The organism is Parabacteroides chongii (genome assembly GCF_029581355.1).
Classification (GTDB): domain Bacteria; phylum Bacteroidota; class Bacteroidia; order Bacteroidales; family Tannerellaceae; genus Parabacteroides; species Parabacteroides chongii.
Genome location: NZ_CP120849.1, coordinates 32,501 through 45,977 on the forward strand (window position 1 = coordinate 32,501; position 13,477 = coordinate 45,977).

Annotated in this window: 11 protein-coding genes, 3 tRNA genes and 2 rRNA genes (1 of these 16 only partly in view); 10 read left to right on the forward strand and 6 right to left on the reverse strand. The window is 41.7% G+C overall.

Annotated features, from left to right (window positions below):
- The 4 genes from P3L47_RS00220 to P3L47_RS00235 form a co-directional block, all read right to left on the reverse strand.
- A 23S ribosomal RNA gene (locus P3L47_RS00220) occupies positions 1 to 121 on the reverse strand; it reaches 2,754 nt to the left of the window's first position.
- 133 nt (positions 122 to 254) lie between these two features.
- Positions 255 to 328 (reverse strand) — tRNA-Ala (locus tag P3L47_RS00225).
- A 93-nt stretch (positions 329 to 421) separates the two neighbouring features.
- Positions 422 to 495 (reverse strand) — tRNA-Ile (locus P3L47_RS00230).
- A gap of 148 nt (positions 496 to 643) precedes the next feature.
- Positions 644 to 2,169: ribosomal RNA gene (locus P3L47_RS00235) — 16S ribosomal RNA — on the reverse strand.
- The 16S and 23S rRNA genes sit together here with 2 tRNA genes alongside, the layout of an rRNA operon.
- Before the next feature lie 846 nt (positions 2,170 to 3,015).
- On the opposite strand from P3L47_RS00235, the gene sppA reads away from it, so the two are divergent.
- From sppA to P3L47_RS00275, 8 genes are all read left to right on the forward strand, one after another.
- Positions 3,016 to 4,782, forward strand: coding sequence for a signal peptide peptidase SppA (sppA, locus tag P3L47_RS00240; RefSeq protein ID WP_277782369.1), 1,767 nt, complete (start codon positions 3,016 to 3,018; stop codon positions 4,780 to 4,782).
- A 6-nt stretch (positions 4,783 to 4,788) separates the two neighbouring features.
- Positions 4,789 to 5,889, forward strand: coding sequence for a tetraacyldisaccharide 4'-kinase (gene lpxK, locus P3L47_RS00245; protein WP_277782370.1), 1,101 nt, complete (start codon positions 4,789 to 4,791; stop codon positions 5,887 to 5,889).
- Between the two features lie 7 nt (positions 5,890 to 5,896).
- Positions 5,897 to 6,928 (forward strand): thiamine-phosphate kinase, encoded by a 1,032-nt coding sequence (thiL, locus tag P3L47_RS00250; protein ID WP_277782371.1) that lies wholly within the window; start codon positions 5,897 to 5,899, stop codon positions 6,926 to 6,928.
- A 76-nt stretch (positions 6,929 to 7,004) separates the two neighbouring features.
- Positions 7,005 to 7,077, forward strand: a tRNA-Phe gene (locus P3L47_RS00255).
- A gap of 251 nt (positions 7,078 to 7,328) precedes the next feature.
- Positions 7,329 to 8,546, forward strand: coding sequence for a site-specific integrase (locus P3L47_RS00260; RefSeq protein ID WP_277782372.1), 1,218 nt, complete (start codon positions 7,329 to 7,331; stop codon positions 8,544 to 8,546).
- Between the two features lie 124 nt (positions 8,547 to 8,670).
- Complete coding sequence (locus tag P3L47_RS00265) at positions 8,671 to 9,867, forward strand: ImmA/IrrE family metallo-endopeptidase (protein WP_122362474.1); 1,197 nt, start codon at positions 8,671 to 8,673, stop codon at positions 9,865 to 9,867.
- Positions 9,868 to 9,869: 2 nt separating this feature from the next.
- On the forward strand, positions 9,870 to 10,379 hold the full coding sequence (locus tag P3L47_RS00270) for a hypothetical protein (RefSeq protein WP_016277457.1): 510 nt from the start codon (positions 9,870 to 9,872) through the stop codon (positions 10,377 to 10,379).
- A 1-nt stretch (position 10,380) separates the two neighbouring features.
- Positions 10,381 to 10,719, forward strand: a complete 339-nt coding sequence (locus P3L47_RS00275; RefSeq protein ID WP_233465849.1) for a hypothetical protein — start codon at positions 10,381 to 10,383, stop codon at positions 10,717 to 10,719.
- Between the two features lie 143 nt (positions 10,720 to 10,862).
- Here P3L47_RS00275 and P3L47_RS00280 read toward each other — a convergent pair whose 3' ends face one another.
- Both P3L47_RS00280 and P3L47_RS00285 read right to left on the reverse strand, forming a co-directional pair.
- Complete coding sequence (locus P3L47_RS00280; protein WP_122362270.1) at positions 10,863 to 11,144, reverse strand: helix-turn-helix domain-containing protein; 282 nt, start codon at positions 11,142 to 11,144, stop codon at positions 10,863 to 10,865.
- 4 nt (positions 11,145 to 11,148) lie between these two features.
- Positions 11,149 to 11,436 (reverse strand): helix-turn-helix domain-containing protein, encoded by a 288-nt coding sequence (locus P3L47_RS00285; protein WP_122362475.1) that lies wholly within the window; start codon positions 11,434 to 11,436, stop codon positions 11,149 to 11,151.
- 339 nt (positions 11,437 to 11,775) lie between these two features.
- On the opposite strand from P3L47_RS00285, the gene P3L47_RS00290 reads away from it, so the two are divergent.
- Together P3L47_RS00290 and P3L47_RS00295 are read left to right on the forward strand one after the other, a co-directional pair.
- Positions 11,776 to 12,084 (forward strand): helix-turn-helix domain-containing protein, encoded by a 309-nt coding sequence (locus P3L47_RS00290; protein WP_122362271.1) that lies wholly within the window; start codon positions 11,776 to 11,778, stop codon positions 12,082 to 12,084.
- Positions 12,065 to 13,297 carry a VapE domain-containing protein gene (locus P3L47_RS00295; RefSeq protein WP_122362272.1) on the forward strand — a complete coding sequence of 411 codons (1,233 nt, stop codon included), beginning with the start codon at positions 12,065 to 12,067 and terminating at the stop codon, positions 13,295 to 13,297. The genes P3L47_RS00290 and P3L47_RS00295 overlap by 20 nt, the downstream gene beginning before the upstream one ends.
- Positions 13,298 to 13,477: the final 180 nt, after the last annotated feature.

A 13,477-nucleotide genomic window follows, 5' to 3' on the forward strand; every position in this document is an offset into this window, starting at 1 on the left:
CCATTCGGAAATCCGAGGATCAAGGATTATTTGCATCTCCCCCCGGCTTATCGCAGCTTATCACGTCCTTCATCGCCTCCGAGAGCCAAGGCATCCACCGTCTGCCCTTGCTTACTTTCTTTTTTCCGGTCACATCTCTGTGAATCGGATTGATATATCTTCAGCTTGCTCTTGTTACTTTATTTTACGTTGTCCATCATGTCAAAGATCTTTTTTGATTACTTTCGTTTCTTATGTCCCGGTAATCCTTTGTGTGGAGAATAACGGATTCGAACCGTTGACCCTCTGCGTGCAAGGCAGATGCTCTAGCCAGCTGAGCTAATCCCCCGTTTTCAATTGACAATTGATAATTAACAATTGACAATTATAGAACTCAAACTCTAATTGTCAATTGTGCATTGTCAATTGTCAATTATATTCGTAGTCCCAGGCAGAGTTGAACTGCCGACCTCTACATTATCAGTGTAGCGCTCTAACCAACTGAGCTATAGGACTGTCAACTTTGCCTTGGTTGCCCTCAGCATCATTTTTCTCTCTTACTTACTTTTTATCGTAAGTATGATCTATATTTTATACATATTCAACCGTAGTACAAGTTAACTAATACCTTTTAGTCAACCTGATAACGAATCCTTCGCTCCAGAAAGGAGGTGTTCCAGCCGCACCTTCCGGTACGGCTACCTTGTTACGACTTAGCCCCAGTCATCGGTTTTACCCTAGGCCGATCCTTGCGGTTACGGACTTTAGGTACCCCCAACTCCCATGGCTTGACGGGCGGTGTGTACAAGGCCCGGGAACGTATTCACCGCGCCATGGCTGATGCGCGATTACTAGCGAATCCAGCTTCACGAAGTCGGGTTGCAGACTTCGATCCGAACTGAGATGGGGTTTGGAGATTAGCATCCTGTCGCCAGGTAGCTGCCCTTTGTCCCCACCATTGTAACACGTGTGTCGCCCCGGATGTAAGGGCCGTGCTGATTTGACGTCATCCCCACTTTCCTCACAGCTTACGCCGGCAGTCTCTTTAGAGTCCTCAGCTCGACCTGTTAGTAACTAAAGATAAGGGTTGCGCTCGTTATGGCACTTAAGCCGACACCTCACGGCACGAGCTGACGACAACCATGCAGCACCTCGCAAATGGCTATTACTAGAAGAAGTGTTTCCACTCCGGTCCAAATGCGTTCAAACCCGGGTAAGGTTCCTCGCGTATCATCGAATTAAACCACATGTTCCTCCGCTTGTGCGGGCCCCCGTCAATTCCTTTGAGTTTCACCGTTGCCGGCGTACTCCCCAGGTGGATTACTTAACGCTTTCGCTGTAGAGCTTACACTGTATCGCAAACTCCTAGTAATCATCGTTTACTGCGTGGACTACCAGGGTATCTAATCCTGTTTGATCCCCACGCTTTCGTGCTTCAGTGTCAGTTATGGTTTAGTAAGCTGCCTTCGCAATCGGAGTTCTGCGTGATATCTATGCATTTCACCGCTACACCACGCATTCCGCCTACCTCAAACATACTCAAGTCCTCCAGTTTCAACGGCAATTTTATGGTTGAGCCACAAACTTTCACCGCTGACTTAAAAAACCACCTACGCACCCTTTAAACCCAATAAATCCGGATAACGCTCGGATCCTCCGTATTACCGCGGCTGCTGGCACGGAGTTAGCCGATCCTTATTCACAGGGTACATACAAAACGGGACACGTCCCGAACTTTATTCCCCTATAAAAGAAGTTTACGAACCATAGATCCTTCATCCTTCACGCGACTTGGCTGGTTCAGGCTCTCGCCCATTGACCAATATTCCTCACTGCTGCCTCCCGTAGGAGTCTGGTCCGTGTCTCAGTACCAGTGTGGGGGACCTTCCTCTCAGAACCCCTATCCATCGTGGACTTGGTGGGCCGTTACCCCACCAACTATCTAATGGAACGCATGCCCATCTATCAGCGATTACTCTTTAACAAATATCCCATGCGGGACCCCTGTTTTATGCGGTATTAGTCCGACTTTCGCCGGGTTATTCCCCTCTGATAGGCAGGTTGCATACGCGTTACTCACCCGTGCGCCGGTCGCCGGCGGAGTATTGCTACTCCCCGCTGCCCCTCGACTTGCATGTGTTAAGCCTGTCGCTAGCGTTCATCCTGAGCCAGGATCAAACTCTTCGTTGTTTAAATTGTTTATATCTTTGCTCAGAATCCGTTAGTTTATTTTCAAGTTTTTGACGGTATTAATTTTTAATACTTGTACTACTTGTTGATATGTAAATCTTTCAAAGAACTTTCGCTCATCTTTCGATTGCGGCTGCAAAGGTAAGGACTTTATTTTAACCGGCAAATTTTTCAGAAGAAAAATTCAAAGTTTTTTTCGAGTCGCTGCGGCGGTTGGAATCTTGCTTAGAATCTCTAACCTCATCCCCTTTCCACAGGTTACCCCTTTCATCATGTTGGTGCGCCGTTCTCTCTCGAATGCGGGTGCAAAAGTAGTGCTTTACAACATACACTCCAAATATTTTACCAAATATTTTGTATTTATTTTTTCATCAAAGACGTTGTAATATAATGTACGTACGAAAAAGAAAAGAAATACGGGCATAAACGAAACCGACACGGATAAATCAGCAGAAATTAACCTCGCTCATTCTGTTGCTAAGTCTAAACCGGTACAATCCATAAGCAGGAAGAAGAACAAGGATGCCGTTCATTGTGTATTTACATTCCAAACGGTTTGCCTTTCGACAGCTGTGGGAAGATATTTCGATAGCTGTCGAAAGGCTTTCCCATAGCTATCGAAAGGCCTTCCCACAGCTGTCGAAAGGCAAATTGTTTGAGAGACCAATAAGCATTCATCATTATATATTCTTTTACACTTCGCATAGGAAGTTTACGACTCCCTGGTATTCAGCACCGTTCTTCGTTAAGATATTATCAGAAGGCCAAATAAACAAGCGGAAAACAACAATTAGTATCAATAAGTTAACTATATTTGCTGTCTGATAAAAATAACGCGACACAGATATGAAACAGTTTTTTAAAATGATGTTCGCCTCAGCATTAGGAGTTTTCGTTGCTGTTGGCCTGATTTCCATTGTATTTGTATTTACTTTGATTGGCATCGCCACCAGTATGAGCAGCACACCTGACTATACTCCTAAAAGTAATACCGTTTATAAACTAACACTTGACGGTAGTTTGTCTGACAATATTCAGGAGAATCCTATCGCTATGCTGATGGGAGAAACAGAAAAAGCTCTTTCTTTAAAAGATATATTATCTACAATTCAAACCGCGAAAGAGAATAAGAACATTAAAGGTATATATATAGAAGCAAAATCACTGAGCACAGGTACAGCCAGCCTTGAAGCCATCCGTAGAGCTTTAGTGGACTTTAAAGATAGCGGTAAATTCATTGTCGCTTATTCCGACAATTATACACAAGGGTGTTATTATCTTTGTTCTGTTGCCGATAAAGTATTTCTGAATCCCCAGGGTACTTTAGGATTAATCGGAATGGCATCACAAACGATGTTCTACAAAGAACTACTCAAAAAAGTCGGCGTAGATATGATGATCTTCAAAGTCGGCACCTACAAAGGAGCTGTAGAACCTTTTATGCTCGACAAATTGAGTGATGCCAACCGCGAACAGATTCAGTCATACATGGGCAGTATTTGGGAAAATGTAACAACAGGCATTGCAGAAGCCAGAAATATACCGGTAATTGATATTAATAATTTCGCCAACGAGGGTTATGCTTTCGCTGCTGCGGAAAAAGCTGTTGAATGCGGCCTAATAGACGAATTAAAGTATCGTACTGAAGCCGAAGAATACATTAAAGAGCTGGCTGGTCAAAGTGACAAACGCCTGCAGACTGCGGATATATCCAAAATTAAAAGTATTAAAACAATCGATCGCGAAAAAACAGACCGCATTGCAATCTTATATGCAGAAGGAGAGATCAAACCGGAACAACCTTCTTCTCCATACAACGCAGAACAGGCTATCACGGAAAAGGTTGCCAACGAACTGATCAAACTCAAAAATGATGAAAATGTAAAAGCTGTTGTTTTTCGCGTGAACTCTCCGGGCGGCAGTGCTTTTGTCTCCGAACAGATCTGGCGTCAGGTAGTAGAACTGAAAAAGGTAAAACCAATCGTAGTCTCCATGGGTGACGTTGCCGCCTCAGGGGGATATTATATTTCATGTGCCGCAAGCAAAATAGTTGCTGAACCCAACACGCTGACAGGATCGATCGGCATCTTTGGTATTTTCCCGAATGTAACCGGTTTATTCAATAAATTATCTCTTACAACAGATATTGTAAAAACCAATACATATGCCGATCTGGGAGATATGAGCCGCCCGATGCGTGAAGACGAGAAAATTCTGATCCAGTCGTTCGTAGAAAGAGGTTATGATACGTTCCTTACCCGTTGTGCCGATGGCCGTGACATGAGCAAAGAGGCTATCAATGAGATCGGACAAGGTCGTGTCTGGACCGGTGAACAGGCTAAAGAACGTGGATTGGTAGATGAGCTAGGGGGAATCGACAAAGCGATCGAAACAGCAGCCACATTAGCCGACCTCAGTGACTACAGCCTCACATATGTTTCCGGTTCAAAAGATTTCTGGAAAGAATTTATTGAAAAACAACTGGGAGAAGTAAAAGTATCCATCGTAAAAAATGTACTGGGTAATGAATATGAATATTTCAAAACTCTGAATAATATAAAATCGACAACAGGAATCCAGGCTAGACTTCCTTATGATGTTAAACCTTTATAATCCGAGATGCCGACAGAAAACAACATAAAAATACATACTCTGCTTTCCCCCCTCTCCTTCCTGTACGGATTGGGGGTAAGATTCCGTAATCAGCTTTTCGACTGGAAATGCTTAAAATCGGAATCATACCCCATACCTGTTATCTGTATCGGGAACCTGGCTGTGGGAGGAACAGGTAAAACACCTCATACCGAATACATTATCCGTCTACTGAAAGATACTTACAGAATAGCAGTGCTCAGCCGGGGATATAAACGAAAGACAACCGGTTTCATCCTGGCAAACGAACAAAGTACCAGCCTGAAGATTGGAGACGAGCCTTATCAGATGAAACACAAGTTTCCTGATATTCTCGTTGCAGTAGATGCCGACCGGCGTGAAGGTATCGGTAAATTACTGGCGCTTCCCTCCGAGTTACGACCGGAAGTGATCCTGCTTGACGATGCTTTTCAACACCGTTATGTCACCCCTTCTTTTTCGATCGTACTAACTGATTATCACCGCCTATTCTATAATGACAAACTTCTTCCGGCAGGCAGGTTACGCGAACCGATCTGCGGAATACGGCGTGCCGACATGGTGATCGTCACAAAATGTGAAGAAGATATGAAGCCGATCGAATACCGTATTATTGAGGAAAACATGAAGTTGCTGGCTCATCAGTCGATTCATTTCACCCATATTGCATATGCAGATATCAGACCGGTGTTTACCACTCATGCAAAGACTCTTTCCCGGCATGAGATCCGTAAAGAGGATGAGCTTCTGGTGTTATCGGGAATTGCTTCTCCTGACGGTTTTATCAAAGAAGCCAGGAAGCTATCGGATAAAGTAACCCCGCTGATATTTCCCGACCATCACGCTTTCGAGAAATCCGATATCCGCCATATTAAAAACGTATTCGATAAAATGAGTTCAACCGGCAGATACATTTTGGTCACAGAAAAGGATGCTGCCCGGTTAATAGATAATCCGTATATTCCTGAAGAATGGAAAACTTGTATGTATTATCTGCCGATCACAATAGAGTTTTGTCTGGATAAGAAATTCGACGATGAAATCAAAAAACATATAACAACTTTCCACAAAGATAAATTGTTACGATAAATAAAAGATGAACAAACGAACAGAAATAGGAACATTAGGTGAGTTTGGATTAATCCGTCACCTTACAGAGAAAATAGAGTTAAAAAACGAAAGTACGGTAAAAGGCGTTGGTGATGATGCCGCAGTACTCGATTACAAAGAAAAGCAAGTACTGGTGACAACCGATCTCCTGCTTGAAGGTATTCATTTCGACCTGACTTATGTTCCATTAAAACATCTGGGATATAAATCAGCTGTCGTTAACTTTTCCGACATCTATGCAATGAACGGAAAACCGAAACAAATGACCGTTTCACTCGGTATATCCAAACGTTTCTCAGTAGAAGATTTGGAAGAGTTCTATGCAGGACTTCAACTGGCATGCGACATTTATGGAGTTGATATTGTCGGAGGCGACACTTCCGCATCATTGACAGGTCTGTGCATCAGCATTACCTGCATCGGTGAAGGCGAGAAAGGCAAAATCGTTACCCGTAGCGGAGCCAAAGACACTGACCTGGTATGCGTATCCGGCGATCTGGGAGCCGCTTATATGGGTTTACAACTTCTTGAAAGGGAAAAGAGAGTATTTAAGGGAGAAAAAGAATTTACACCGGACTTTACCGGCAAAGAATATTTATTGGAACGTCAGTTAAAACCGGAAGCCCGCAAGGATATTATCGAATCACTGGACAAAGCCGGTATCGTCCCTACTTCCATGATGGACGTTTCCGACGGACTTTCATCCGAGTTACTCCATATTTCAAAAGAAAGTAATGTCGGTTGTCGTATTTACGAAGACCGTATTCCTATAGATTATCAGACTGCAGCTATGGCAGAGCAATTCAACATGAATTTAGTGACTGCCGCCCTGAATGGCGGTGAGGATTATGAACTTTTGTTCACAGTTCCTCTTACCGACCACGATAAAGTGTCTGATATGAAAGGTGTTAAAGTCATCGGTCATATTACCCGTCCCGAACTGGGCAAATATCTAGTGGGCCGTGACGGTGGAGAAGTTGAACTGAAAGCTCAGGGCTGGAATTCACTCAATGAATAATTTTTGATATTTTTCTCCACAAACTCTTGCACATTAAAAAAAAGTCCGTATCTTTGCACCCGTTAAACAAAACAACGGTGCCATAGCTCAGTTGGTAGAGCAAAGGACTGAAAATCCTTGTGTCCCCGGTTCGATTCCTGGTGGCACCACTTTTCAAGAAAGAAAAACGATGTAAATCCCTGAATTTCAAAGAAGTTCGGGGATTTTTCTTTCCCAAGAATAGGCAAAATAAGTGGGATTAGAGCAAACCATACGTCCTTATTCAAGGGACTGTTTTCAAAAGCCTGAAATGTTCCACTGCGAGGTGTTTACTTCATTCTTTTACAGTACGTTGCACTATTTTACATAACAGGGTTCTCGGTTCGATTTCCTAACTTTGTATCATTAAAAATTGAGCAGTATGGAAAGAAAAAGATTCAGCGTGTTGTTCTTCATCAAGCGTAGCAAACTGTTAAAAAACGGGGAAGCACCCGTGCGTGTGCGTGTCACTTATGACCGCCTATACGTGGAACTTCAACTAAAGCGGAGCGTAAAAGTCCCACTTTGGTCGCAGGAAAAAGAGAAATCGACAGGCAAAGACCGAAACTCCGTGGAACTTAACCATTACATTGACGCCCTGCGTGTGAAATTCTATCAGATTTACCAAGACTTAGAACTGGAGGGAAAGATTATCTCCGCACGTGCCATAGTGAACCGCTATCAGGGAAAGGACGAGACTTTCAAGACATTATACAATGTGTTCAAGGAGCATAACGACAACTGCCGGAAGCTAATCGGGACGGATTATGCCGATATTACCGTAAGACGTTACGATAACTGCCTTAAATACCTCATGGAACTAGTTAAACGTGACTACAAGGTAGATGATATACTACTGCGTGAGGTAAACGGGGAACTGGTGCGTAAATTCGATTTATACCTAAAGACGGAGAAACATTGCGCGCAGAACACCGTTATCCGGTACATGAAATGCTTCAAGAAAGTGATAAACCTTGCCATTGCCAACGAGTGGCTGACAAAGAACCCGTTTGCCGGAATCAAGTTTCACGAGGTAGAGGTAAACAAACAGTTCCTAAGTCAAGCCGAGATAAACCGGATATGGCAGAAAGAGTTCAGGATTGAACGGCTGGAACTGGTACGGGATGTTTTTATCTTTTGCGTATATACCGGGCTGGCATTCATAGACGTGTATAATCTGCGCCCCGAACATATTTCAGAGGACGGCAACGGTAATCTGTGGATAGTGAAACCCCGTGAAAAGACAAACAATGTCTGTAACATCCCGCTTTTGAGCATTCCCAAACAGATACTTGAAAAGTATAAGGATAACCCCTACTGTATGGATAAAGGAACTTTGTTGCCCGTTCCCTGCAATCAGAAGATGAACAGCTACCTGAAAGAGATTGCCGACCTGTGCGGTATCAAAAAGAACCTGACCACGCACACAGCCCGCCACAGTTTTGCATCGGTTATCGCACTGGCTAACAACGTGTCACTACCGAACGTGGCTAAAATGCTGGGGCATTCATCCACCCGAATGACACAGCACTACGCAAAGGTATTAGACCAAACGATACTAAGGGATATGCAAGCCGTTGAAAAACAACTATTTGTATAACAAAAGATTACTTAATACATACTTATAAAAGTAATACCCCCTAAAATTATGAAGAAAATTTTCTTCATAATTTTAGGGGGGTATTGAGCTATTTCTTTATATTTGCAGAAAATTTTCTGCAAATATGAACAATATAGACATAGAACTTAGTAAAGTAATTGATGCAGCTGTTCAATCTTCAATCGATATAGGTCAGGTTGCATCCTTAAAGGATTTATACAAAGAAAAGAAAAATTCACTAAACTTATCAGATAGACAGATTCAGAAAATTTTAGGAATGGATTCTAAAACTATAAATCCTATATTAAATGGAACTGCTAAACAAATCAATTTCATAAATGTAGTAAAATTGGCTCATTTTTTAGGTCTGTCTGTTAATGACCTAATAAAAGTTTACGTACCAGAATTAGCTCCTAAACAAATAGGAGAAATCCAACGAGCAAGAGAAGCAGGATATATCGTTGAAAATTTTGATGTATCTATCCTTGTTAAGATGAAGTTTTTTAATTCCAATGCTTCATCTAAAGATATGAGTGATAAAATCAAACGCTTTTTTGACATTGATAATATTTACAGTTACTCGGAAAATTCTTTGCTTCCCGTTTTTAGTCGCTCTAAAAGAAACTCGAATGATTTAATGCGTAATTTTTGGATACAATCTGCGTTTATCCAATTTAAATCTATTGCAAATCCCAATCCATACATAAGAAAAGAATTAGTTGAATTAATACCCAAAATTAGACCATACACAAGAGATATAAAAAATGGTCTAATTAGAGTTCTGAAAGCACTATTTCGTATTGGGGTCACAGTTATATATCAACCAAGTTTAGAAAAAATACAAGTTAGAGGAGCTACTATGATAATAAATGATAAACCATGTATTGTACTTTCTAATTTACAAAATAATTATCCTACATTATGGTTTACTCTTTTACATGAACTACATCATGTACTTTTTGATTTTGAAGAAATCAAAAAACAGACGTATCATATTAGCAATAATGAGGGAGACATATTTTTAATGAATGAAGAACAAGCAGATAATTTTGCTTGTGAATATTTATTAAATGAATCTCGATTAAAATTTGCATCAGGGTATATTACATCACATTACAATATTGAAAAACTAGCTAAAGAATGGGGGGTACACTCCTCTATTATATATGCAATGTATTGTTATAAAACCAACGAATGGGCTTTTTATAATAAATATATACCTAAAATGAATGAAGCCTTAGAGCTTATAAATACTCACCCATTTGAAAAAGAAACGTTAATGGAATCAGTACAACAAATCAAAGAATTTTTATACAATTAATTATGGAAGAAAAAAAGAAAAAAAAATCTCAGGAGGAATTAGAAGAACTCCAAAGAAAGCAAGAACAAGATTTAGAGCGTGCAGCAATTTTAATGAAAGCTGATGAAATCAAAGAAGAAACATTTGATTTTGATGTAAACGGTCAAATCGAACTCAAAAATGAGTTGGCAGATATGGTTTTAGAACAAATCGATGACCCTGAAGCTAAATATAATTTATATTATAATGTTGTCAATCGTCTATTAAGAAAATATCTTCCAAAAGGCGATACATATAAAGATGCAAGAGATTTGATTTATGAAGAAAAGAACACATTTTTAACTCGTGGACACAGAAAAGATGCACAAGGTATAAGAGGAGCAGACGGAAGAATGTCCTATATTTCAGATATAAATGAGCTTGTTAACATTATCACTGAATGGATTTCGAACAAAGGAACAATGTTTGATTTATATACTCAAATTAGGGATTTGAACATTTCTAAAGGATATGGTGCTCCACAGTCAAAATAAAATGAATAGAACTATATATATACTCATAATCTCTATTTTAGCCTTTCTTTGCTTACACAGTTGCGCTGTGGATATTGACCCTAAAATAGCTAATACAGCCTTTGGGCTTACAGCTATAAAATACGAATATATAATAATGATTTTAAGTTTATGCAGTGGCATCTTCTGCATTATTGGAGGTATTATACTTACCATTTTAGGGTTTACTGGAAACATCAATTGGATTATTGAAGGAACAGATTTTACGTCAAAATTAATAAATGCTTCTCCTGGAGTTTTACTAATGGTAATAGGAGCCTTGATTATTATTTTTAAAAGATTGAAAATAAAAAGTAAGTAAATAAAAAGCCAGCAACACAGTTTTCAAGAAAACGTGATTGCTGGCTTTTAATCAAACAATAAATCAATAAATGCAGAAAACAAGATTGAAATATTTCAAGAAAGCAATATTCCAAGAAAACAAAATTCAATGTTTTCAAGATTTCATTTTCTGTAATGCCTTTCCAGCAGGTCTAAAATCTCGCTTTCCCGGTAGATGATTTTTCCCGGAAGCTGCACATATCCCAGCAGTCCCGTGTCCCTGTAATCCTGCAACGTCCGTTTGCTGATGCAAAGCCGCTCGCACACTTCCTCGCCCGTCAGGTAGTGTTCACCGTTCAATACCGGACGATAGTTCATTACCACGTACTCCACATTTTCCAGCACCCTGTCAAGGGAGGAAAACAGTACCAGCGTGGTTTCGGAATCTTTCGTTATCAAATCCATACGCCTACTTTTTAGAATTCTCCCTTACTTGGTTGAGCAGAAATGTTTCCACGTCCGAAGCCTTGTAATAAATCTTATTGTTAATCTGCGAATAAGGCAGTTTCCCCGTATCACGGTAGGTCTGCATCGTCCGGGCTGAAACATTCAGCAAACGGCAGGTTTCGCAGTTATCCAGCCACTTGTCACGCTTCCTGCGTAAAGGCACGCAGAGCGCATCCACACGCCCCACAAAGTTTTCAAACCTCTGTTTCCAAAGTTCAAAGGTTCTCTTTTCAATCGTCACTATTTCCATAACCGATATATTTATTCTTGTCAATACTCCGTTTTTCTTCACTGGTGCAAATATATAAGGCTGAATGACAGGTTGTTTCTTTCTGTCCTCAAATGACCTTGCGTGTCCGAAAATGTCCACCGCCACCCCAAGAACAACACGAAAGAAACGAACCGATAACAAAAAAACTGTTTTTTCTCCACTCCTTAAATAAGTAAGGTAATGAACACAAAGCCGTTTTCTATTTGCCGACATTAATTTGGTGCAGAGCGCAGCAAAGCGATTCCAAACGGCTGACGCTTTGTTTTTTACCGATTTTTCTTATTTTATTTGTGGTGCTAATTCAAAAAACAAGCACCTATGAATAATCCTTTCGAAGAAATTTTCAAACGGCTGGAGAACATCGAAAAGATGATTGCCCCGGTCATGGGCGTACAACCCGAAGAACGGCAGGACGGAAAAGAGCCTGTGTTAGTCAAAATATCCGTTGCCAGCGGCATAACCGGGTATTCGGTCAATTACCTGTACCACTTAGCCAGCAAGGGGCTGATACCGTGTGTCAAGCGTGGGCGTACCCTGCGTTTCGACATGGAGGAACTCAAAAAGTGGATGCAGCAGCAGTATGTCCCGGCTTCTAACAGACTTCCCGATGAAAAAGAAAAGAAGTGATGATACACGGCACATCGAGGGCTGGCAGTCAAAGAACGAGCGCATCGAAAGCCTGTTGAACATCCTGTACGATTTCCGGTTCAATACCGTAAAGAGCCGGACGGAATACCGGGCTGCAAGTTCTTCGGGCTTGTACCAGCCCGTTACGAAATTTGTTCTGAACTCGTTCAGGCGCAGGCTGGATGCGACCGCTGGTATTGTCACCTCTGCCGAGAACATCCGTACCATACTGGAAAGCGATTTCGCAAGAAAGGTACATCCCATACGGGAATACTTCAATGCCCTGCCCTTACTGAATCCAGCCGAACACGGGCATATCGGCAGGCTCCTGAACACGGTACAGGTAGCCAACCCCGGCAAATGGGAGGAATATTTCACGAAATGGCTTATCGGTGTGGTAGCCAACGCCATGAATGACACGGGATGTCAGAACCATACCTGTCTGGTATTGACAGGGGACAAGCAGGGACAGTTCAAATCGTGGTGGCTGGACAACCTTTGCCCAACACCGCTTAAGAACTACCTGTTCACCGGAAAGATAGACCCGCAGGGCAAAGACATCCTGACACTGATAGCCGAATACCTGTTCATCAACATTGACGACCAGCTAAAGGAACTCAACAAGCAGAACGAGAACGCCTTGAAGAACCTTATCACCACCCCGGCGGTGAAGTACCGCAGACCGTATGATGTTTACATAGAGGAATACCCCCACCTTGCCAGCCTCATGGCTTCGGTGAACGGCAACGAGTTCCTGACCGACCCGACAGGCAGCAGGCGTTTTCTACCGTTCGAAGTGCTGCACATAGACAAGCCCACGGCAGAAAATATCCACATGGATAACGTCTATTCCGAAATCATGTACCTGTACCGTCAGGACGTGCGCTACTGGTTCAATGATGCCGAGATTGGAGAACTACACCTGAACAATGCGGAATTTGAGGTGCAGACAATTGAGTTTGAAATACTGACACAATATTTTGAGAAGCCGACAGAGGAAGAAGAACCCCAGTTTTTTATGACAACAGCGCAAATACTGGCACGTTTACGGGATATATGCGCCATGCAGCTATCTGAAAAACGGCTGGGGGAAGCTTTGCGAAAAGCCGGGTTCAAACGGATACAGAAACGTATCGACAAACAGACCTATTCGGTATATGGGTACAGGATAAAGCCTGTTCCGGCATCCTGTACAAACCACGATTACGGTTAGCACGGTCATTTTACGATTGGTTATTACTGCAATGCAGTAACTGCCATAGTAAGATATATTTCTATTTTACATACTGTATATCAGATATTTAACAATGATGCAGTAAGCAGTAAGATAAAACCGCAAACTTTTGGAAAAGTTTGGAAAAAGAAAAAACGCAGGAATTATCAGGGGTATATT